At 69.4% G+C, this 22,486-nt stretch carries 13 protein-coding genes; 4 read left to right on the forward strand and 9 right to left on the reverse strand.

Annotated elements, in window-relative coordinates; genetic code table 11:
- Nucleotides 1-14 precede the first annotated feature (14 nt).
- Complete coding sequence (locus tag VFX14_11090; GenBank protein ID HEU5190225.1) at nt 15-359, reverse strand: hypothetical protein; 345 nt, start codon at nt 357-359, stop codon at nt 15-17.
- 80 nt (nt 360-439) lie between these two features.
- Between VFX14_11090 and VFX14_11095 the strand changes: the two genes are divergently transcribed.
- Nucleotides 440-1,666: a TCR/Tet family MFS transporter gene (locus tag VFX14_11095; protein ID HEU5190226.1), complete on the forward strand. Its 1,227-nt coding sequence runs from the start codon at nt 440-442 to the stop codon at nt 1,664-1,666.
- Here the strand turns inward: VFX14_11095 and VFX14_11100 are convergent.
- The 8 genes from VFX14_11100 to VFX14_11135 form a co-directional block, all read right to left on the reverse strand.
- Nucleotides 1,663-2,628 carry an oligopeptide/dipeptide ABC transporter ATP-binding protein gene (locus VFX14_11100; protein HEU5190227.1) on the reverse strand — a complete coding sequence of 322 codons (966 nt, stop codon included), beginning with the start codon at nt 2,626-2,628 and terminating at the stop codon, nt 1,663-1,665. The two genes, VFX14_11095 and VFX14_11100, sit on opposite strands and share 4 nt — an antisense overlap.
- An 11-nt stretch (nt 2,629-2,639) precedes the next feature.
- A complete protein-coding gene (locus VFX14_11105; protein ID HEU5190228.1) occupies nt 2,640-3,659 on the reverse strand; it encodes an ABC transporter ATP-binding protein in 1,020 nt (339 codons plus the stop codon).
- A gap of 97 nt (nt 3,660-3,756) precedes the next feature.
- On the reverse strand, nt 3,757-4,662 hold the full coding sequence (locus VFX14_11110; protein HEU5190229.1) for an ABC transporter permease: 906 nt from the start codon (nt 4,660-4,662) through the stop codon (nt 3,757-3,759).
- The gene (locus VFX14_11115) at nt 4,659-5,579 is read right to left on the reverse strand and encodes an ABC transporter permease (GenBank protein HEU5190230.1); all 921 of its coding nucleotides are present in this window, start codon (nt 5,577-5,579) and stop codon (nt 4,659-4,661) included. The genes VFX14_11110 and VFX14_11115 overlap by 4 nt, the downstream gene beginning before the upstream one ends.
- A 151-nt stretch (nt 5,580-5,730) precedes the next feature.
- A complete protein-coding gene (locus VFX14_11120) occupies nt 5,731-7,413 on the reverse strand; it encodes an amidohydrolase family protein (GenBank protein ID HEU5190231.1) in 1,683 nt (560 codons plus the stop codon).
- Between the two features lie 24 nt (nt 7,414-7,437).
- Nucleotides 7,438-8,991 carry a response regulator gene (locus VFX14_11125; protein HEU5190232.1) on the reverse strand — a complete coding sequence of 518 codons (1,554 nt, stop codon included), beginning with the start codon at nt 8,989-8,991 and terminating at the stop codon, nt 7,438-7,440.
- A complete protein-coding gene (locus VFX14_11130; GenBank protein HEU5190233.1) occupies nt 8,988-9,365 on the reverse strand; it encodes a response regulator in 378 nt (125 codons plus the stop codon). The genes VFX14_11125 and VFX14_11130 overlap by 4 nt, the downstream gene beginning before the upstream one ends.
- Nucleotides 9,365-19,516, reverse strand: a complete 10,152-nt coding sequence (locus VFX14_11135) for a GAF domain-containing protein (GenBank protein HEU5190234.1) — start codon at nt 19,514-19,516, stop codon at nt 9,365-9,367. Before VFX14_11135 ends, VFX14_11130 begins: the two co-directional genes overlap by 1 nt.
- Before the next feature lie 144 nt (nt 19,517-19,660).
- Between VFX14_11135 and VFX14_11140 the strand changes: the two genes are divergently transcribed.
- Genes VFX14_11140 through VFX14_11150 form a run of 3 tightly spaced genes read left to right on the forward strand, consistent with a single transcriptional unit; the run spans nt 19,661 to nt 22,414 of the window.
- Nucleotides 19,661-20,752: an LLM class flavin-dependent oxidoreductase gene (locus VFX14_11140; protein ID HEU5190235.1), complete on the forward strand. Its 1,092-nt coding sequence runs from the start codon at nt 19,661-19,663 to the stop codon at nt 20,750-20,752.
- A gap of 1 nt (nt 20,753) precedes the next feature.
- Nucleotides 20,754-21,521: an acetoacetate decarboxylase family protein gene (locus VFX14_11145; GenBank protein HEU5190236.1), complete on the forward strand. Its 768-nt coding sequence runs from the start codon at nt 20,754-20,756 to the stop codon at nt 21,519-21,521.
- Nucleotides 21,521-22,414 carry an alpha/beta hydrolase gene (locus VFX14_11150; protein HEU5190237.1) on the forward strand — a complete coding sequence of 298 codons (894 nt, stop codon included), beginning with the start codon at nt 21,521-21,523 and terminating at the stop codon, nt 22,412-22,414. The genes VFX14_11145 and VFX14_11150 overlap by 1 nt, the downstream gene beginning before the upstream one ends.
- Nucleotides 22,415-22,486: the final 72 nt, after the last annotated feature.

The following is a 22,486-nucleotide window of genomic DNA, read 5'->3' on the forward strand; positions in this document are numbered from 1 at the left end:
CGTGCGGGCGCCTTCTAGGTGAAGCTCGGCTCGCGCGCGGGATCGGCAGGGGCGGCGGATCCGCGCAGGCGCCGGACGGTATCTTCCAGGATGCGGTGCAGGCCGTCGGTCAGGAGCGCGGCGGATTCCACGCGGTCACGGCGCAGGCGCTCGTTCTCGCACTGGAGGCTCTCGATCTCGCGCCGGAGATCGTTAACTTCCTGGAGGAGCCGGGACGCCGCGCGCTCCGTGGCTTCGAGCCGGTCGCGAAGGCTCTCGTGCTCGTGGAGGATGATGGGCAGATAGGCGAAGACTCCCGCGGTGTCCTCGATCCAGCGTCCAATCCGCAGCCGCGCCTCCCGGAACTGGAGATCATCCATGGCACGAGTCTACCACGAGGTCTCGAAGCAATGCGACCCTGAACCACAATATGTGGTGGCCATACGGTGTGTTAGCCTCGATGGCCATGACCATGCCCGCCGCTCAGGCGACCGCGCGTCCGGCCGCGCTCGTCTTCATCTTCATCACAGTGATGCTCGACATGCTGGCCCTCGGCATGATCGTGCCCGTGCTCGCGCCCTTGGTCGCCACATTCCTCGGGGGTGACACCGCCCGGGCCGCGAGCGTCTACGGCCTCTTCGGCACGGTGTGGGCGCTCATGCAGTTCCTCGCCTCGCCGGTGCTGGGCGCCCTGTCGGACCGGTACGGGCGGCGCCCGGTGATCCTGCTCTCCAATCTCGGCCTCGGGCTCGACTACGTCGTGATGGCGCTGGCGCCGAGCCTCCCGTGGCTCTTCGTCGGACGCGTCCTGTCCGGTGTCACCGCGGCAAGCGTGCCCACCGCAGGCGCCTACATCGCTGACGTGACGCCGTCGGAACGGCGCGCGGCCGGCTTCGGCCTCATCGGGGCCGCCTTCGGCATCGGTTTCGTACTGGGGCCCGCGGTGGGGGGCGTCGTCGGCGCGGTGGACCCGCGGCTCCCGTTCTGGCTGGCGGCGGGGCTGAGCCTGTTGAACTTCCTCTACGGGCTGCTGGTGCTCCCGGAGTCGCTGCCCCCCGAGCGGCGCGCGCCATTCGCCTGGCGCGCCGCCCACCCCCTGGGCGCGCTGACCTTCTTGCGGACCCAGCCGATACTCTTCGGACTCACCGCCGTGGTGTTCCTCGGCCGCATCGCGCACGACGTGCTCCCCAGCACCTTCGTGCTCTTCGCGGGGTATCGCTACGGCTGGGACCAGCGGACGATGGGCTTCTTCCTCGCCGGTGTGGGCGTGAGCACCATGATCGTGTCGGGCGGCCTCGTCCAGCCGATCGTGCGCCGGCTGGGGGAGCGCCGCGCGCTGCTCCTCGGGCTCGCCTGCGGCGCGGCGGGCTTTTCCATCTACGCCTTCGGCTCCTCCAGCGCCGCCGCGCTGGCGGCCCTGCCCATCATGGCGCTGTGGGGCCTGGCGAGTCCGGCCGCGCAGGCGTTGATGACGCGGCAAGTGGCGGCCTCCGAGCAGGGGCGGCTCCAGGGCGCGATCGCGAGCATCACCGGCGTCGGGGGCCTCATGGGGCCCGCGCTCTTCACGCTGACCTTCGCCTACTTCATCAGCGGGAGCGCCCCCGCGGTCCTGCCGGGGGCGCCGTTCTTCCTCGCCGCCCTCCTGCTGGCGGCGTCGATGGTCCTCACTTGGCGGGTGACGCGCTAGTCGTAGAGGTGGCAGGCCACCAGCCGCCCCTCGTGCGATTTGAGGGCGGGCACCTCGGTGGAGCAGCGCGGCATCACGTGCGGACAGCGCGGATGGAAGCGGCAGCCTGCGGGCGGGCGCAGCGGGCTCGGGACCTCGCCGGGCAGGATGATCTCGTCGCGCCGCTCGTCCGGGTGCGAGGGCAGTGCGGCCGAGAATAGCGCCTGCGTGTAAGGGTGCTTCGGCGCCCGGCTGAGCGCGCTCGCCTCGCCAGACTCCGCGATCTTCCCCAGGTACATCACCGCGATCGTATGGCTCATGTGCGCCACCGCGGCGAGGTCGTGGGCGATGAAGAGATAGGAGAGCCCGAGCTGCGCCTGGAGATCGCGCAGCAGGTTCAGGATCTGGGCGCGAATCGACACGTCGAGAGCGGACACCGGCTCGTCGAGCACGACCAGCCGAGGCGCGAGGGCCAGGGAGCGGGCGATGGCGATGCGCTGACGCTGGCCGCCCGAGAACTCGTGGGGGAACAGCTCGGCGGCCCTCTCCGGCAGGCCCACGATCTCGAGCAGATGGGCGATGCGCTTCTTCACCTCGGGTCCGGGCAGCGTGTCGTTGGTGACGAGCGGCTCGGCGATGATCGCACCCACCCGCATGCGGGGGTTGAGCGACGCGAACGGGTCCTGGAAGACGGCCTGCACCGACTTCCGGTAGTGGCGCCGCCCCGCCGCATCCAGGGTCTGGAGGTCCTTGCCCTCGAAGCGGATGCTGCCCCCGGTCGGCTCTTCAAGGCCGAGCACGAGCTTGGCGGTGGTCGTCTTGCCGCACCCGGACTCACCCACGAGGCCTAGGGTCTGGCCGGAGCCGATCGCGAACGAGACGTCGTCCACCGCGCGGACCACCCCCGCGCCGCGCCCCAGGAAGCCGCCCTTCACCGGGAAGAGCTTGCTGAGATTCTTCGCCTCCATCACCGGCGGGGCCATCGGCGATTGGCCTAGCGGCCGACGGCGTCGGCGCGCGCGGCCGCTGCGGGGACGGCGGGCCCCGGCGACGCGAGCCAGCAGCGCGCGGCGTGGGCGGGTGCCACGACGATGTCGGGCGGCGCCTCGGTACGGCAGCGGTCCACCGCGACCGGGCAGCGCGGCTGGAAGGCGCAGCCCGCCGGCAAGCGAGCGAGGTCCGGCGGCTGGCCCTCGATGGCGGTGAGCCGCTGCCGGGCGTCACTCATGCGCGGGATGGATTCCAGAAGCGCGCGCGTGTAGGGGTGCGCGGGGTGGTCGAACATCGCCTTCACCGGTCCGGCCTCGACCATGCGGCCCGCGTACATCACCGCGACGCGGTCGCACATCTTCGCCACGATGCCGAGGTTGTGCGTGATGAAGATCAGCGCGAGCCCGTGCGTGCGCTGCAGCTCGCGGAGGAGATTGAGGTACTGGGCCTGGATGGTGAGGTCCAGGCTCGTGGTGGGCTCGTCGGCGATGAGGAGCCGCGGCTCGCACGAGATCCCGATGGCGCCCACGATGCGCTGGCGCATGCCCCCGGACATCTGGTGCGGGTACTCCTTCACGCGCGCCTCCGGTGCAGGAATGCGCACGGAGCGCAGCAGCTCCTTGGCACGCGCCCACGCGCTCTTGCGCGTGGCGCGCTCGTGAACGCGCAGCGGCTCCGCCACCTGATCGCCCACCGTGAAGAGGGGGTTCAGCGAGGCCATCGGGTCCTGCAGGATCATCGCGATGCGCTTGCCGCGGATGTGCCGCATGTCACGCTCGGGCTTGGCGACCAGGTCCTCGTCCTCGAAGCGGACCTCCCCACCCACGATCCGCGCCGCGGTGGGAAGCAGTCGCAGCAGCGAGAGCGCGAGGGTGGTCTTGCCCGAGCCCGACTCGCCCACGATGCCGAGCGTCTCGCCGGCCTCGAGGGTGAACGAGACCTCGTCCACCGCCTTGGTCACGCGCGTGCCACGGGCAGTGACGTAGTGCACGCCGAGCTTCCGGACATCGAGGAGCGGGCTCAATGCGTGATCAGAAACGCGAGGAGGAGGAGGGCGGACCCGATGAGGAGGTCCAGGATCCCCTTCAGTCGGTGATGGGGATACGGCAATGCGGCCACGCTCATAGCTGGCGCAGCTGCGGATCGAGCTTCACGCGCAGCCAGTCCCCGAGGAGGTTGGCGGAGAGGACCATCAACATGATGCAGCACCCGGGGAGAACGGTGAGCCACCAGTAGCCGGCCATGAGGCCCTTCTTCCCGTCGGCGAGCATGAGCCCCCACGCGGGCTTGGGCGGCGGCACGCCGACGCCCAGGAAGGAGAGCGAGGCCTCGGTGACGATGACCACCCCGAGCATGAGGGTGCCCAGCACGATGGCGGAGTTCAGCACGTTGGGCAGGATGTGCTTGCGCATGATCTTGCGCTTCGAGCAGCCCGCCACGATGGCCAGGCGTACGAAGTCGCGCTCCTTGAGCGACAGCACCTCGCCGCGGATCACGCGCGCGTAGCGCGTCCAGTAGATCGCGCCGAGGATGATCACGATGTTCATCTCGCTCGGCCCCGCGATGGCGGCGAGGAAGATCGCGAACGTCAGCGCGGGCAGGGCCAGCCAGGTGTCGGTGAGACGCATGATCACCTGATCGACCCAACCCCCGAGATAGCCGGAGAGGATGCCGAACAGGGTCCCGATGGCGCCCGCCACGATGACCGCGGTGAAGCCGACCACCATCGAGACGCGCGCGCCGAAGATGAGCCGGGCGAGCACGTCGCGCCCGAGATGGTCCGTGCCCAGGATGTGCGCGACGGTCCCGCCCGCCTGCCAGAAGGGAGGCTTGAAGCGATCGCCCAAGTTGCCCACCTCGGGATCGTAGGGCGTGATGAAGTTGGCGAAGATCGCCACGAATGCGAGCGTGGCCAGGATGGTGCAGGCCACGTAGGGGAAGCCGCTCGACCGGAACGCGGCCAGGCGCCACGCGACGGTGAGGGCGGCGGCACGACTGCCTGGCATGGCGGGAGCGGGGACGCTCATCGGTCGTACCTTATCCGCGGGTCGATGACCGCGTAGAGGATGTCCACGACGAGATTCACCACCACGATCATGGCGCCGGCGAGGATCACGGTCGCCTGCACCACCGGGAAGTCACGGAAGGAGATGCCTTCGTAGAGCAGCCGGCCGATGCCGGGCCAGGCGAAGACGGTCTCCACCACCACCGCCACGTTGACCATGATGACGAGGTTGATGCCCGCAAGCGTGAGCACGGGGATCAGCGCGTTCTTGAACGCGTGCTTGCTGATGACCAGCGCCTCGGGCAGGCCCTTGATGCGGGCCAGCTTCACGTACTCCGAGCCCAGAACTTCCAGCATGGATGACCTGGTCAAGCGCATGTGGGCGGCCGCGAAGTACCAGCCGAGGGCGAAGGCCGGCATGATCAGGTGCGCGAGGCTGCCCGAACCCGAGGAGGGGAGCCAGCCCAGGTACACCGAGAAGAACAGGATCATCACGAGGCCGACCCAGAACGAGGGGAGCGATAGGCCGAGCAGGGCAAAAATCTTCCCAGCGCTGTCCCACCATTGATTGACGCGCACCGCCGCGATGATGCCGGTGGGGATGCCGATGATGAGCGAGATGGCCATGGCCGCGGCCGCGAGCAGGAGGGAGTTGGGTAGCCGCGACATGTACAGCTCGAGCACGGGGGTGCGGTAGTAGAAGGACTGGCCGAAATTGCCGCGTAACAGGTCGGACATGAAGCTCACGTACTGGACCCAGAGGGACCGGTCCAGGCCGAGCTGTTTCCGCACCGCGTCAAGATCACCCTTGCTCGCCCCGGGCTCGACCAGGAGGACGGCGGGGTCGCCGGTGAGACGGACGAAGAGGAAGATCGTGACGCTCAGCAGCGCCAGCGAGACGAGCGCATAGCCCACACGCCGGAGGATGAAGCGCTTCACCGGGCGCTCATCCTACCACGGGGTGCTACGGCGTCGGAGCGATCGCATCGGCGAAGATCCTCCTGACGGTGTGGGACGCCAGCCCTGGACCGCGGTCGGTGGGCTGGAAAGTGCCCGCGATTATCCCCGAATCTCCGCCTCTGTCAATCCCTCAGGTGCCGCTCCGGAGCACCGTCCCGGGCCAGACCCCGGTGTGGACATCGTGCTGATAGAGCACGCGGCCATTCACGATGGTGGCGTGCACTCCGCGGGCGCGGGCGACCAGGCGCTTGCCGCCGCCGGGGAGGTCGCGCACGTACTCGGGCGGCACGTCGTCCACCGTGTCGGGATCGAAGAGGGTGAGGTCCGCCGCCTTGCCGGGCGCGACCACGCCGCGGTCGCGAATGCCGAAGAAGGCCGCCACCTCGGAGGTGAGGCGCCGCACGCCCTCCTCGAGCGTCAGCGCCTGCCGCTCACGCACCCACTTGCCGAGGAGATACGTGGCGTAGCCCGCATCGCAGAGCTGATCCACGTGGGCGCCACCGTCGGAGAGCCCGATGAGGAAGCGGGGGTCGGTGACGAGCGGCTTCACGCCCTCGGGGTCCTGGTTCATCACGGGGAAGTCGAAGAGGGTCTCGAGCCCATCGGCGAGCGCGATGTCGAGGATGGTGTCGGCCGGATCCTTGCCCCGCCCCTCCGCGATCTCGGCGATGGACTGCCCCGCGAGGGCGAGCGTCGCCGCGCCCGCCGCATCGCGCACGGTGATGCGGCGCCACTGGCCGCGGAAGATGCGCCGGCGCTCCATTTCTTCCTTCCACCGGCTGCGGAAGGTCTCGCTCGCGTAGAGCGCGCGCTGCTCGGTCTCGGGGCGGTTGAAGGCCTGGCCCCACGTCGCCATGGTGGCGAAGATGAAGGGGTTCTTCAGCGTGAACTGGATGCGCAGCGGCCGGCACGACACCTGCGGCACTGCGCGCTCGCGCCCGAGGAGGGGAGCCATGCGCTGGACGACCTCCTCGTGCGCGCCCGGCGGCCGGCCCGGCCGCGCGAACACCGCGAGATAGGTCACCGGTCGGCGGCTCTCGTTCACGAGCAGCTCCAGCGTCGCGTACTCCTCGTCGGTGACGCGGTCGGGCAGGGAGGTGATGGCCGCCTCGATGACGCCCTTGCCGCGCCGGCGCATCTCGCCGCAGAGCCCGCGCAGCTCGTCCGGGCTGGCGAGCCGGCAGGCGAGCGGCCGCCCCTGGTCGCCCACGTGATTGGCGAGGATCGTGGTGGAGAGGCCGAACGCCCCCGCGTCCAGCGCCTCGCCGTAGAGCCGGCCCAGCGTCGCCGTCTCCTCCGGCGTCGCCGCGCGGTCGAAGGACGCCTCGCCCAGCACGTAGTGGCGCAGCGGCGTGAGGGGCATGAGCGGCGCCACGTTGATGCCGAGCGGCCGGCGCGCGAGCGCGTCCATGTACTCGCCGAAGGACTCCCACTCCCAGCCGATGCCCCGCCGCATGACCTCGAGCGGGATCGCCTCGACGTTGACCAGGTCGCCCATGAGGGTTTCGCGCGCGGCGGGCCGGCAGGGCGCCACGCCCACGCCGCAGTTGCCCATCACCACGGTGGTGATGCCGTGCCAGGACGAGCACGTGAGGAGAGGATCCCACGCGACCTGCGCGTCGTAATGGGTGTGGGGATCGATGAAGCCGGGCGCCAGCACGAGGCCGCGCGCGTCCAGGCGCTCGCGGGCCGCCTCGCCCGCGCCGATGCCCACGGCGGTGATGCGTCCATCGGATAGCGCGACGCCGCCCATCCGGGCGGGTGCGCCGGTGCCGTCCACGATGCGCGCGTTGTCGATCACGAGATCATGCATGGGGCCTACGGTCCCCCCTGAGGGCTAGCGAGTCAAGCCGCGCACGTTCCAGATCCGCACGGGCCGCGAGAGACCCTTGAGCGTGATCGCGCCGACGTCCTCGGCGTCGATCAGCCCCTCCACCGCCGCGGCCACCTTGGCCGAGATGAAGAGCTGCCCCGTCTTGGCCTCCGCGCAGAGCCGCGCGGCGAGATTGGTGACGGTGCCGATGGCGCCGTAGTCCCAGCGCCCCTCGAAGCCAATGGCGCCGATGGTCGCGTAGCCCTGTGCGATGCCCATGCTCGCGCCAAGGTCCCAGCCGCGCTTGCGCCACCGTGCGCTCAGTCCCTCGAGAACGTCGCGCATCGCTACCGCCATGCGGACGGCGCGCGCCGCCGGGTCCGGCACCTCGACGGGGTCGTTGAAGAAGATCATCAGACCGTCGCCGGTGAAGCGCTCGAGCGTGCCCTCGTGGGCCAGGATGAGCCGGCCCATCTCGGCGTGGTACTCGCGCAGCATCTCCATCAGCTCCTCGGGCTCCGCGGTCTCCGCGAACGAGGTGAAGCCACGGAGGTCCAGGAAGACCACGGTGATGTCCCGCCGGTGGGTCTTGAGCGGGTCTGCGGCGCCGCCGGCGACGATGGCCTCCGCGAGCTGAGGCGAGAAGAAGCGCTTGAGGCGGCCGAGGCGCTCGAGCTGGGCGACCTGCTCGGCCACGCGCCGCTCGAGGGTTCGGTTCATCTCCGCGAGGGCGCGCCGGTGGCGGGCCTCCTCGTCGTGGAGCCGCTTCTTCTCGAGGCACGCGCCCACCCGCGCCTGCAGGAGCACGGGATCGAACGGCTTGCCGAGATAGTCGTCGGCGCCGAGCTGGATGCAGCGCACCACGCTGTCCATCTGGTCCAGCGCCGAGATCATGAGCACGGGAATGTCGCGTAGCGCGGGGTCCCCCTTGATGCGCTGGAGCACCGCGTAGCCGTCCAGGTCGGGCATCATGACGTCGAGCAGCACGAGATCGACCGCCGTGCGCGCGAGCACGTCGAGCCCGGGCAGGCCACCCGACGCCGCCAACACCTCGTAGCCCTGGCGCCGCAGCCGGCGCATCAGCAAGTCGCGGTTCTCCTCGTTGTCGTCCACCACGAGGATGACGCTCCGAGCCTTGCCGGGCTCGGCGCCCGCGCCGGCCGTCTCCGCAGTCGCCCTCGGCGATGAGGCGCCAGGCATGCCGCCTTCGCCGAGCAGCCCGCCAAGACGCTCGGTGGCAGCGCGAATCCGCTCGAGGTCGGGCGCGAGCGATCCGGCGCCGGCTTCCGCGGCCTGCCGGCGTACGGTGTCCGTCGCGGTGCGGAGACGCTCGAGCACGGGGGCGAGGCTGCTCCGGGCGGCCGCGAGATCGGGCGGCCCCCCCTCGCCCTCCGCCAGCGCGGTGTTGAGCCGGGCCAGGAGCTCGCGGGCATCCGTGCGCACCGCGCCGAGGCCGGCGGCGAGGACGGACCGGTCATCGCCTTCCAGCTCCTCGAGCAGCATCTCGGCGTAGCCGATGATGTGGTTCAGCGGCGTGCGCAGCTCGTGGCGGAGCTGGGCGGCGAGGTCGATGGTCACGCTCCCGCCGCCGGTCCGATGAGGGCCTCGATCTTTTGCAGGAGGCGCGGAAGATCGACGGGCTTGGTGTCGAAGTCGTCACAGCCGGCGGCGAGCGCCTTCTCGCGGTCGCCGGCCATGGCGTGCGCGGTGAGCGCGATGACGGGAATGCCGCGCGTCTCCGGCGCCGCCTTCACCCGGCGCGTGGCCTCCCATCCATCGATGCCGGGCAGGCTCATGTCCATCAGGATGAGGGCAGGCGCCTCCGACCGCACCATGGCGAGGCCCTGCTCGCCGTCCACCGCGATGGCGACGTCGTAGCCGCGCTTCACGAGGCGGCGCGAGAGCATGTCGCGGTTCATCTCGTTGTCCTCGACGAGCAGGATCTTGGGCATCAGGTCGTGGGCCTCCGCGCGGCCACGCTGACCGCCACGAGCTCGCGCACGTCCGCCAGCAGCTCGTCGCGGCCGTGCGCGCCCTTCAGCAGGATCTTCTGGACGTAGCCGTTGAGGCGCTCCCGGTCCTCGCGCGTCAAGTCCTTGGCGGTGACGACGACGATGGGGATGCCGCGCCACGCCTCGTGGCGGCGGAACTCGGACACGAACGCGAAGCCGTCCATCTCCGGCATCATGAGGTCGAGCAGGATGACGGTGGGCTTCACCTCGCGCAGGCGCTCCAGCGCCGCGCGGCCGTTCTCCGCCTCAACGACCGCGAAACCTGCGGGCTCGAGCATGCGTCGCAGGAGGCTCCGGACCTCGGGGTCATCATCCACCACCAGCACGGGCTGATCGCGGCGGTACTTGCCGAGGACGGCGGTGAGCCGCTCACGATCGATGGGCTTGGTGAGGTAGTCGGCCGCACCCAGCGCGTAGCCCAGGTTCTTGTCGTCGACGATGGTCAGCATCACCACCGGGATGTCGGCGGTGGCGGGATCGCTCTTGAGCGCGGATAGCACGGCCCAGCCGTCCATGCCCGGCATCATGACATCGAGGGTAATGGCCTCGGGCTTGAGCTCGCGCGCGCGGCGCAGCCCCTCCTCGCCGCTCGCCGCGGTGACGACACGGAAGCCTTCGCGGCCGAGGAAGCGCTGCATGAGATCGCGCACCGCCGCCTCGTCGTCGATCACCAGCACTGTGCCGACCCCGGACGCGGCGCGCTCGGCCGGCGCGGCCGCCGTCGCCGCCGCCTCCTCGGTCGCGTCGCGCACGATCGCGGGCAGGCGGATCGTGAAGGTGCTACCGCGCCCGGACTCGCTGGCCGCCACCACGTCGCCGCCCATCATGCGGCAGAGCCGGCGGCTCAGCGCGAGGCCGAGCCCGGTGCCGCCATACTTCCGCGTGGTCGCCGCGTCGGCCTGGGTGAATGCCTCGAAGAGCTTGGCGAGCTGCTCCGGCGACATGCCGATGCCCGTGTCGCTGACGCGGAACACCAGCCAGTCCGCGCCGTCCAAAATCTCGCGCGCCACGTCCAGGGTGATGGCGCCCTGCTCGGTGAACTTGCAGGCGTTGCTGAGGAGGTTGAACAGCGCCTGCCGTACCTTGGTCAGGTCGGCGCGCATCGTGCCCACCGAGTCGGTGCCATGAACCTCGAGGCGATTGGCGTTCTTCGCGGCGAGCGGCTGGATGACGGCCACGATGTCGTGGACCAGCGTCGCCACGTCGAACGTCTCGAGATAGAGGTCCATCTTGCCGGCCTCGATCTTGGAAAGGTCGAGAACCGCATTGATCAGCTCGAGCAGATGCTTGCCCGCGGCGTTGATCTTCTTGAGATCGTCGGTGAACTGCTCTGCGCCGAGGTCGGCGGCGTCCTCCTGCAGCATCTCGCTGTAGCCGATGATGGCGTTCAGCGGCGTGCGGAGCTCGTGGGACATGTTGGCGAGGAACTCGGACTTGTGGCGGTCGGCTGCCTCCAGCTGCCGCCCCTTGTCCTCGATCTCGCGGAAGAGCCGCGCGTTCTGGATGGCCAGGGCCGACTGGCCCGCGAACGTCCGCAGGAGGTCGACGACCTGGCCGGGGAACTCGCCCGGCGCCTGCCGCGTCACGGTGAGTCCGCCGATGAGGTGCCCCTCGCGCAGCAGCGGGATCCCGAGCACGGCGCGATGGCCCGTGCTCAGGAGGACGTCGCGCAGGGGGCCGGTGTAGGCGCCCGCCTCGGCGATGTCGGGGACCTGGACGGGCTCGAGGGTGATGGCCATGCGCCCGCCGACGCCTTGGCCCCGGCGGATCGGCGTGCGCTGCATCACCGCCACGACCTCCTCGGCCAGGTTGTGGGTGGCGCGGAAGACGAGCGCCTCCGCCTGCTCGTCGTACTCGTAGACGGTGCAGGTGTCGGTGCCGGCGATCTGGCTCGCGCGCGAGGCGATCGTGCTGAGCACAGTCTCGAGGTCGAGGGTGGAGCTGAGTGCCTGGCTGACCTCTCCGAGGGCCTTGAGCTCATCGACCGAGCGTGTGAGCTGATCGGTGCGGGCCTGGAGCTCGGTGAGCAGGCGAGCGTTCTCGATGGCGATCGCCGCCTGGTCGGCGAAGGTCTCGAGAAGGGCGATGTGGCCGTCGCTGAAGGGGCGGACCTCATTCCGGTAGGTCAAGAGCACGCCGAGGAGCTCGCCGGCCCGGAGCATGGGAACGGTCAGGACCGTGCGAATCGGGTCGACCTGCTTGGCTCCGTACGTGTACTCCGGGTCCACCGTGACGTCGTGGATGTGGATGGTGCGGCGCTCCAGCGCCGTACGCGCCGCCGAGCTTTGGCGCCCCGGGGAGATGGGATTGCGCTCGACCCACTCGCGGAACTCGGGCTGGACATTGTGGGTCGCCACGACCCGGAGGAAGGTCCCGTCGAACCGGAAGATGAACGCCCGCTCTGCCTCGCACAGCCGGACGGTGTTCTCCGCCAGGGTCTCGAACACCGGCTGGAGGTCGAAGGTCGAGCGGCCGATCACCTTGAGGAGCTCGCTCGTGGCGGTCTGCTGTTCGAGGGACACCCGAAGCTCGCTGTTGCGCGTCTCCAGTTCCTTGAACAGCCGGACATTCTCGATAGCGATGACCGCCTGCTCGGCGAAGGTCTCGAGGAGCGCGATCTGCTTGTCGGTGAAGGGCCTCGCTTCGCCGCGCCAGACGCTGATGACGCCCACGGCCAGGTCGTCGCGGAAGATCGGAACGGAGAGGATCGATCGCAGCGCGATTGCGTCGCGTAGCGGATGAGTATAGGCAGCGTCGAGCCAGGAGTCCTCGACGTGGATGACGCGCCGGTCCATAATCGCTCGCCCCGACGTGGTGCCGCGGTCGATGGGAAGGGGATAGGTCTCGCGCAAGGCGGCAACTCCGTCCGGATTCACGCCCTCGACGGCGGAAAGCAGGAGCTGCCCGGATTCGGCGAGGAAGACAACGCTGAAGCTCGCATCGCAGAGGCGGCGGGCATTCCGCACGATGGCGTCGAACACCGGCTGACCGTCGGTGGGCGAGCTGGAGATCACCCGCAGGATGTCGCTGGTGGCCGTCTGCTGCTCGAGCGCGTCCGTGAGGTCGGAGTTCTTGGCCTGGAGCTCGGTGAGCAGGCGCGCGTTCTCGATGGCGATGGCGGCCTGGTCGGCAAAGGTCTCCATCAACGCGACCTGGCTGTCGGTAAACGGGCGGACCTCGAGCCGGTGAATGAGGATGACGCCGAGAAACTCCTCCCCCCGCAGCAGCGGAACGCCCAGCGAGGTACGGTACGGATCCATGTGTAACAGGCTGTAGGTGTATTCGGGGTCCGCGCGCACATCGTGAACGTGGACAGTGCGCCGCTCGACGGCCACGCGAGCGGAAACGCTATGGCGTCCAGGCGGGATCGGGTTCTGCTGGACCCAGGTGATCAACTCCTCCGTGGCATTGCTGTGCGCGACCACGCGTAGCAACTGGCCGTCGAAGCGGAAGATGAACGCCCGTTCCGCCTCACATAGCCGGACCGCATTCTCGGCCAGTGTGTCGAAGACGGGCTGGAGGTCGAAGGTGGACCGCCCGATCACCTTGAGCAGCTCGGCTGTCGCGGTCTGCTGCTCGAGCGACACCCGCAGCTCGCTGTTGCGCGCCTCCAGCTCGGTGAAGAGCTGAACGTTCTGGATCGCAATCACCGCCTGGTCGGCGAACGTCTTCAGCAGCTCGACCTGGTTGTCCGGGAACTTCTCGGCGGCCATCCGGGAGACGCCGATGACGCCGACGGCCGCGCCGTCGCGGATCATCGGCACGAACAGGGCGCTGCGGTATCCCTGTTCCTTCTGGCCCGCGGCAAAGCGGTATTCGGCGGTGACGTCCGCCACGTTCATCACACGCCGCTCCAGGACGACGGGGCCGACGAGACGGTCGGCGACGGCGCGCCGTGGGAACCAACCGCGGAGAGCCGCTTCCGCCTGCAGATCGAAGTTGTGTTGCGCGACGAATTGCAGCGTCTCGCCGTCGAAACGCAGGACAACGCTGAACACTCCGTCGCACAGACGGACGGCGCTTCGGACGATGGCATCGAAGATCGGCTGGACGTCGGTCGGCGACTGGCTGATGACGCGCAGGATCTCGCCGGTCGCGGTCTGCTGCTCGAGGGACTCGGTGAGACTCGCGTTCTTGGCCTGGAGCTCGGTCAGCAGCCGCGCATTCTCGATGGCGATGGCGGCCTGGTCGGCGAAGGTCTCCATAAGGGCGACCTGGCTGTCGGTGAACAAACGTACTTCGTGCCGGTTCACCGCGATCACCCCGAGCAGCTCGTTGCCACGGAGCATGGGAATCGCGAGAACGGTCCGGACGGGGGAGACGTCACGTATCGCCGAGGTAAAGCCCGGCTCGACCTGGACATCCGCGATGTGGATGGTGCGTCGCTCGAGGGCGGCGCGTCCCGCGCCGCTTCCCCGCGCGGGCGCGATGGGATTTTGCTCGTAGAACGCGAGCTGCTCCGCCGTCGCGTTGCCGAGCGCCACGATACGAAGATGCTCGCCGTCGAAGCGGAAGATGGCGGCTTGCTTGGCTTCGCAGAGCCGGAAGGCGTTCTCGGCCAGCGTGTCGAAGACGGGCTGAAGGTCGAACGTCGAGCGCCCGATGACCTTCAGCAGCTCCGCCGTCGCCGTCTGCTGCTCCAACGCCACCCGCAGCTCGTTGTTGCGCGCGTCCAGCTCCTTGAAGAGCCGCACGTTCTCAATGGCGATGACCGCCTGATCGGCGAACGCGCGGAGGAGCTCGACCTGGCGATCGGGGAACGGGCCGCGCTCGCGGCGGGCCACGGTAATGGTGCCCAGGGGCGTGCCGTCCCTCAGCATGGGGACCGATACCTGGGCCCGATAGCCCATCACGTCTGCGAGCTGGCGCGAGATGCCAGCCTCGGTGTCGACACGAATGTCCTCGGACTGGACGACCGTTGCGGCGAGGATGGCCCGTCCCGACATGCTGGAGCGCGTCGCCGGTGCCGGGAAGGCGCGCTGAAGCATCTGGAGAGCGTCGGGCCCGAAGCCGTGCTGGGCCATGAGGTGCATCTCGGCCCCGTCGAACCGCACCGCGTTCGCGAAAACTCCATCGCAGAGCCGGCAGGCGTGCTCGACGATCACCTCGAAGACCGGCGCGACATCGGTCGGCGAGCTCGAGATGACCCGAAGGATTTCGCTGGTCGCGGTCTGCTGCTCGAGCGCCTCACTGAGGGACGCATTCTTGGCCTGGAGCTCGGTGAGGAGCCGCGCATTCTCGATGGCGATGGCCGCCTGGTCGGCGAAGGTCTGCACGAGCGCGATCTCTGCCGTCGTGAAACCTCCCGCCTCGCGCCGGCTCACCCCAATGACGCCGAGCACGTCGGAGCCGCGCAGCATCGGCACCACCAGCACGGAGCGGGATCCCCGCGCGCGAGTGCCCTCGCGGATGAAGGGTGAGAGCGAGGGGTCGGTTTCCGCATCGGCGATGTGTTGCACGGTGCGGGTCAAAGCGGCCCGGCCATGCGGGGTGTCGTCGGTCTGCGGCCGCTTGTGCTCCAGCTCCCCCATCCAGGTCTCGCTGCTGCCCGGCAGGCCGCCCCGCGCCGCTACCATCCAGATCCTCTCGTCGCCGCACCGGAACACCGAGGCGGACCAGGCGTCCAGCAGGCGGACGACGCTGTCGGCGATGGACTCGAACACCGGCTGGACATCGGCCTGGGCCTGGCTGATCGTGCGGAGGATGTCGGCGGTGGCCGTCTGCTGGTCGAGTGCCACCCGCAGCTCGCCGTTGCGCGCCTCCAGCTCGGTGAAGAGGCGCACGTTCTCGACCGCGATGACCGCCTGATCGGCGAAGGTCTGGAGCAGGGCGGTCTGCTTGTCGGAGAAGGGCGCCACGTGGTCGCGGGCGACGAGGATGAGGCCGATGGCCGCCCCGTCGCGGAGCATGGGGACGCCCAGCGCGGTCCGATAACCAACCGTGGTGGCGAGGGGCAGCGTGTATTCCGGGTCCGCGTCGACGTCCGGAACATGGACCACGGAGCGGGAGATGATCACGCGACCGCTCACGCCTTCCCGCGAAGGCGGCCGCGGATAAGTGCGACTCAGTGACGCCAGCCGTTCGGGAGAGACATTGTGATGGGCGGCGATGTGGATCAACTGCCCATCGAAGCGCATCACCAGGGCATTGACCGCGTCGCAGAGTCGGACTGCGCTCGCTGCGATCGCGTCAAAGACCGGCTGGACATCGGTGGGCGAGCGACTGATGACGCGCAGGATCTCGGCGGTGGCCGTCTGCTGCTCCAGCGCCTCGGTGAGGGACGCGTTTTTCGCCTGGAGCTCCGTGAGCAAGCGCGCGTTCTCGATGGCGATGGCCGCCTGGTCGGCGAAGGTCTCCATCAGTGCGATCTGGCCGTCGGCGAAAGGACGAACCTCTGGGCGGAAGATGATGATCACGCCCAGCAGCTCGTCCGCCCTGAGCATGGGGATGCCTAGAACCGTGCGCGTGGGCATGGTATCGGCGTCCGCGATTCGGTACGTGTACTCGGGGTCGGCTGCGATGTCGTGAATGTGGATGGTCCGCCGCTCGAGCGCGGCACGGGCCGCCGCGGAGTGTCGGCCCGGAGAGATCGGGTGGCGTTCCGCGTAGGCATGGCGCTTGGGCGAGGTGTTGTGGCTGGCGGCGACGCGCAGCACCTCACCGTCGAAACGGAAGATGAACGCACGCTCCGCTTCGCAGAGGCGTACCGCGTTCTCCGCGAGGGTCTCGAACACGGGCTGGAGATCGAAAGTGGATCGGCCGATGACCTTGAGCAGCTCGCTCGTTGCGGTCTGCTGCTCCAGCGCCACCCGCAGATCCGAGTTGCGAGCCTCCAGCTCTGTGAACAGGCGGGTGTTCTCGATGGCGATGACGGCCTGGTCTGCGAACGTTTGGAGAAGCTCGATCTGCTTCTCGGGAAAGAGCCCGGCCTCCACCTTCGCGACGGAGATCGCCCCGATGGGTCGGCCGTCCCGCATCATCGGGACCGCGAGCGTGGCCTGGAACCCGGCCGCCCGAGCAAAGTCCTTTCCGGCGTATTCGGGGTCGGCGAGAACGTCCGGAACGTTGACGACGCCCCGCTCCACAATCGCCCGGACCCCAAGGAGGCGTCGGTCGGGATGCATCGGGAAGAATCGCGCGTGCAGATCGTGAGCCTCCGCGCTCAGGCCGTGCCCGGCCACGAAGTCCACCACGTCGTCGTCCAGCCGATAGATGCCGCCGAACAGCCCGCCGGCAAGCCGGACCGCGCTTGCGAGGATGGCCTCGAACACCGGCCGCACGTCAGTGGGGGAGTTGGAGATCACCTTCAGGATCTCGCTGGTGGCCGTCTGCCGCTCGAGCGACTCGGTGAGGCTCGCGTTCTTGGCCTGGAGCTCCGTGAGCAAGCGCGCGTTCTCGATGGCGATGGCCGCCTGGTCGGCGAAGGTCTCGAGCAGCGAGACGTGGCCGTCGCTGAAGGGCCGAACCTCGTGGCGATAGATCATGATGACGCCCAGGAGCTCGTCGGCGCGCATCATGGGGATGCCGAGGACGGTTCGATACGGGTCGACGAGGACGCCCCCGTAGCGATATTGCGGATCGGCGAGGACGTCGTGATTGTGGACGGTCTTCCGCGTCAGCGCCGCGCGGCCGGCATTGCTCTCCATGCCGGGCGCGATGGGGTGCTGGTCGAAGTACTCACGCAGCTCCGGAGAGACATTGTGACCGACGGCGAAGCGGAGGTACTCCCCGTCGTAACGGAGCACGACACCCTTCTCGGCCGCGCACAGGCGGACGGCGTTCTCGATCAGAGTCTCGAACACCGGCTGCAGATCGAAGGTCGAGCGGCCGATCACCTTGAGCAGCTCCGCGGTCGCGGTTTGCTGCTCGAGGGCGACCCGTAGCTCGGAATTGCGCGCCTCCAGCTCGGTGAACAGGCGCACGTTCTCGATTGCGATGACCGCCTGATCCGCGAAGGTCCTGAGGAGCGCGATGTGGCGCTCGGAGAAGGGGCGGACCTCGGTGCGCCGGATGAGAAGCCCCCCAAGGGCAACGCCCTCGCGCAAGAGGGGTGTGGCGAGCATCGTCCGGAGCCCGTGCTTCCGGGCGGGGCCGGCCGGGAGCTCGGACTCCGGCACCGCAGACAGGTCATCGACGTGCACCGTCTCGCGATCCACGATGGCCCGGCCGATGACGGTCCCGCGCGAGACGGGTAGGGCCTCGCTGATCCGCCCGAGAGGCCCAACGGTGGCGACGGAGCGGATGGCGTCATCATCCAGGCGGAAGATGGCCGCGTCGGCCGCCTCGCAGAGCCGCGCGGCGCTATCCGCCACGGCGTTCAGAACCGGCTGGAGGTCGGTCGGCGAGCTCGAGATCACGCGGAGGATCTCGGCGGTGGCCGTCTGCTGCTCCAGCGCCTCGGTGAGGCTCGCGTTCTTCGCCTGGAGCTCGCTCAGGAGCCGCGCGTTGGCCACGGCGATGACGGCCTGATCGGCGAAGGTCTGGAGCACCGCGATCTCGGCCGGCGTGAAGCCTCCGACCTCCTGCCGCGTGACGCCGATGACCCCGACCACGTCCTTGCCCCGGAGCATCGGGAGCCAAACTGCCGACCGGAACCCTCTTGCCCGGGCAACCTGACGCATCGTCGCGCTCACCGCCAGGTCGGTCTCCACGTCGACGACGTGCTGCACGCCGCGAGTCAACACGGCGCGATCGGGCGCAAGATCCTCCGTGGGAGGGCGCGGAGTCCGAAGCTCGTCCAGCGACGGCTGACTGCCCGGAAGGCCGCCCCGCGCCGCGACCAGCCGGATCAGCCCGTCGTCGAAGCGATACACGGCGGCGGCCCAGGCGCGGAATAGCCGCAGGGTGCTGTCGGTGATGCTCTCGAACACGGGCTGGATCTCCGCCTGCGCCTGATTGATCACCCTGAGGACGTCTGCGGTGGCGGTCTGGCGGTCGAGAGTGTCGCTCAGGTCGCGGTTACTCGCGCTGAGCTCCGTGAACAGGCGCACGTTCTCGATGGCGATGACGGCCTGGTCGGCGAAGGTCTTGACCAGCTCGATCTGCTGCTCGGTGAAGGGCTGGACGGCCAGGCGGAAGGCGTTGATCACGCCGATGGGAATTCCGTCGCGGAGCAGGGGGACGGCGAGCTGGGTCCGGTGGCCGAAGCGCCGCTGAAGCTCGCGGCCGATGGGAAGCTCGGCCTCGGACTCCGCGGCGAGGTCGGGAATGTGGAGGACGGCCCGATCCACCACGACGCGCCCGGCCACCGAGCCGCGCGTCACGGGGATTCGCAGATCCGCGGGGATGGAACCGGCCATCGGCCCGACGCCGGCCCCGAGGCGTAGCTCGCCATCCCGGAGCAGGAGCAAGGCCACGTCGACCGCGCCGCATAGCCCGGCGGTACTCCGGACGACGGCGTCAAAGACCGGCTGAGCGTCGGTCGGTGACGCCGAGATGACCCGAAGGATGTCGGCGGTCGCCGTCTGCTGCTCCAGCGCCTCGCTGAGACCCCGGAACAGCCGCACGTTCTCGATGGCGATCACCGCCTGGTCCGCGAACGTCCGGAGCAGGGCGATCTGGCTGTCGGTGAACGGTTGCACCACACGCCGCGCGACGGTGATCGCGCCGATGGTTCGACCATCCTGGGTCATCGGCAACGAGAGCGCGGTTCGGAACAGGCGGAGAGGCGCCGCCATGTCGGGGTCCCGGCTCGCGTCGGCGACCTGAACGACGTTGCCCGACAGGATGGCTCGCCCGGTCACGGTGTGGTTATTGGCGGGCTGCGGGAAGGCGCTCCGCGCCGCGTCGATCTCCTCCTGGGTGCGCCCATGCTGGGCGACGAAGTGGATCAGCGCGCCATCGAACTGATAGAGCCCGGCGAGGTCGGCCTCGCAGACCCGGGTGGCCGCGGCGGCAATGACCTCGAAGGTGCGCTCGATGCCGGTAGGAGACCTACGGATGACGCTCAGGATCTCCGCCGTCGCCCCCTGCTGCTCGCCGGCCTCCGCTAACTGGGTCTCGAGCGTTGCTGTCCGCGCACGCTCCCTCTCCAGTGCCTTTTGGAGGCGTTCGACCTCGCGGGCGAGCTCGGCGTTACTTTCGGGCGCCACCACGCCTCCTGTGACGGAATTCCGAGGATTTAAAGCGCACCGAGAGTAGCGTGTGGGGTCCCGGGCGGTCAAGGCGCCATCGTTGACAACGCCCCCCCGCTTGACCGAACGTTAGAGGCATCCACGAGGCGAGGAGGAAACGTCATGAAGTTCGGTCTCTTCTACGAGATCTCGGTGCCCCGCCCCTGGACGCGCGAGACGGAGCGCACCGTCTACAACAATGCCCTCGAGCAGGTGAAGTGGGCCGACGAGCTCGGCTTCGACCAGGTGTGGGCGGTCGAGCACCACTTCCTCGAGGAATATTCCCACTGCCCGGCGCCGGAGCTCTTCCTCACCGCGTGCGCCATGGTCACGAAGAAGATCCGCGTGGGGCACGGGATCATCGTGTGCGTCCCCGAGTTCAACCACCCCATCAAGATTGCCGAGCGGACCGCCACCCTCGACATCCTCTCGGGCGGCCGGCTGGAAGTGGGCACCGGCCGCTCCGCCACCTGGACCGAGCTGGGCGGCTTCCGTTCCGACCCCGACATCACCAAGAAGTCGTGGGATGAGTTCGTGCGCTGCCTGCCCAAGATGTGGACGCAGGAGACCTACGCGTACCAGGGCGAGTTCTGGTCCATGCCCGAGCGCTGCATCATTCCCAAGGTCTATCAGAAGCCGCACCCGCCGATGTGGGTGGCGGTGACCAGCCCCGGCACCGAGCTGGACGCGGCCGACCGGGGTCTGGGCTCGCTGGGCCTCACCTTCGGCCAGTTCGCGGAGCAGGAGAAGCGTATCGCGGAGTACCGCCGGCGCATCCAGCTCTGCGACCCGGTGGGCGACTTCGTCAACGATCAGGTCAGCACGGTGAACTTCCTCTACTGCGGCGAGGACGACGAGAAGGCCCGCGCCACGGGCCGGCGCATGGCCGACACGTTCAACTACCTCGCGTCCCAGCTCATCTCGGCGCGCGAGGCGTATCCCTCGCGCTCGTATCCATCGCTGGGCCTGCTTCCGCAGCTCCGGCGCCAGGCCACCGGGCCCGATTCGAGCGAGCAGGCGGGCGAAGGCCTCGGCCTCGGCAGCCCCGAGCGCATCATCCGCGCGATGAAGAAGTGGGAGGCGGTCGGCGTCGACCGGGTCAATTTCCTGCTGAACGCGCTGGAGATCATCCCGCAGGAGGACGTGCTCGCGAGCCTCCGGCTCTTCGCCAAGGAAGTGATGCCCGCGTTCCGCGATACGAAGAGCGGCAACTGATATGCCACTGTTCGGGACGCTCGAGCTGCCGACCGCGACCGCGCACCTGCCCACCCTGCGCGACCTCGATACCGAGCCCTGGAGCCTGCCGAAGGCCGAGATCCTCCAGCTGGCGCTCGAGGTGCCGCGCTCGACGCATGCGCTCTTGCCGAGGGCGCTGCATCCTGCCATCCCGTCCTACGTGACCATCTGGGTGACGCGGTATCCCGAGAGTCCCGTGGGGCCGTTCCTCCTTGCTCAGCTCCGGCTGATGGCGCGGGCGGGCGCGCATCCGCGCGGGTTCGTGCTCCGCGCGTACGCGAGCACGCCCGAGGCTGCCTCGGCGCTCACGCAGCGCTGGGGCCTTCCTGCGGCGGCGGCAACGGTGACGCTCAAGCGGCGCCATGACCGCGTGATGGCTCAGGTGCTGCGGGCGGGCGTACCCCTACTGGATGCGGCGCTGGTCGACCCGCAGCCGATCTCGGGCGGCGACGTGCAGTACATCCACTCGGTGACGCTGGCCCAGGCGCCGCTCGACGGGAAGACCGCGCCCTGGCTCGTGCAGGTGGACCCCCGCTACACCTTCCACAGGGCGGAGCGGGGGCGGCCGGAAGTGAGTCGGCTCGACGGCGACGCGTGGGGCGCGCCCGGGCTCGTGCTCGAGAATCCCATCGCGTGTACCGTCTGCACCTGCGACACCGATCTGCCCCGCATCCGCTTCGTGATGGATCCCGAGGTGCCGGTCATCCGAGGCACGCGAAAGATCCGCGACTCCAGGGAGGCCGAGTGATGAGCGGCATCGCGAAGGTCCGTGAGCACCTCGCCAAGGTGCCGCCCGCCACCACGGTGGCCGAGCGGCGCGCCCAGTACGACCGCGCCGAGCGCGTGTTTCCCGTGCCGCCCGACGTCGGCGTGAAGGTGGTGACGATCAAGCCCTCACAGGGCCCCGAGCTCGCCGGCGAGTGGCTGGAGCCGCCGGCCGCGCGCGAGCATGCCGCGCTGCTCTACCTCCACGGCGGCGGCTACGTCATCGGCTCGCCCCGCTCGCATCGTCACCTCGCCGCCGCCCTCGCCCGCGCGGCCGGGGCGGCGACGCTCTTGCCCGACTACCGGCTCGCGCCCGAGCATCCGTTCCCGGCCGCGATCGAGGACGCGGTGGCCGCCTATCGCTGGCTGCTCGACCGCGGCGCCCGTCCCGAGCGCACCGTGATCGCGGGTGACTCCGCGGGCGGCGGGCTCACCGTGGCGACGCTTCTCGCCCTCCGTGACCGCGGGCTGCCGAGCCCGGCCGCTGGGATCTGCATCTCACCCTGGGTGGACCTCACGTGCACCGCGCCCTCGTACGCCTCGAAGGCGGCCAGCGATCCCATCGTGACCGGCGAGGGCGTCGGGCTCATGGCGCGGGCCTATCTCGGCGCGACGGACCCGAAGAACGCGCTCGCCTCTCCGCTCTTCGCCGACCTCGCCGGTCTGCCGCCGTTGCTCGTGCAGGTGGGGAGCGAGGAGGTGCTGCTGGACGACGCCGTCGGCCTCGCCGAGCGCGCGAAGGCGGCCGGCGTGGCCGCGACCCTGGAGGTGTGGCCGGACATGATTCACGTGTGGCACTGGTTCTTCCCCATGCTCGACGAGGGCCAGCGCGCCATCGACGGCGCGGGGACCTTCGTGCGGTCGAGCGCGGTCTAGGGAGGCGACCCGATGCCGACCGCCACCCGGGGCGCGCTCCACACACCGATCTGCGATCTCCTTGGCATTCAG

It is taken from the genome of Candidatus Methylomirabilota bacterium, assembly GCA_035764725.1.
GTDB lineage: Bacteria > Methylomirabilota > Methylomirabilia > Rokubacteriales > CSP1-6 > DASRWT01.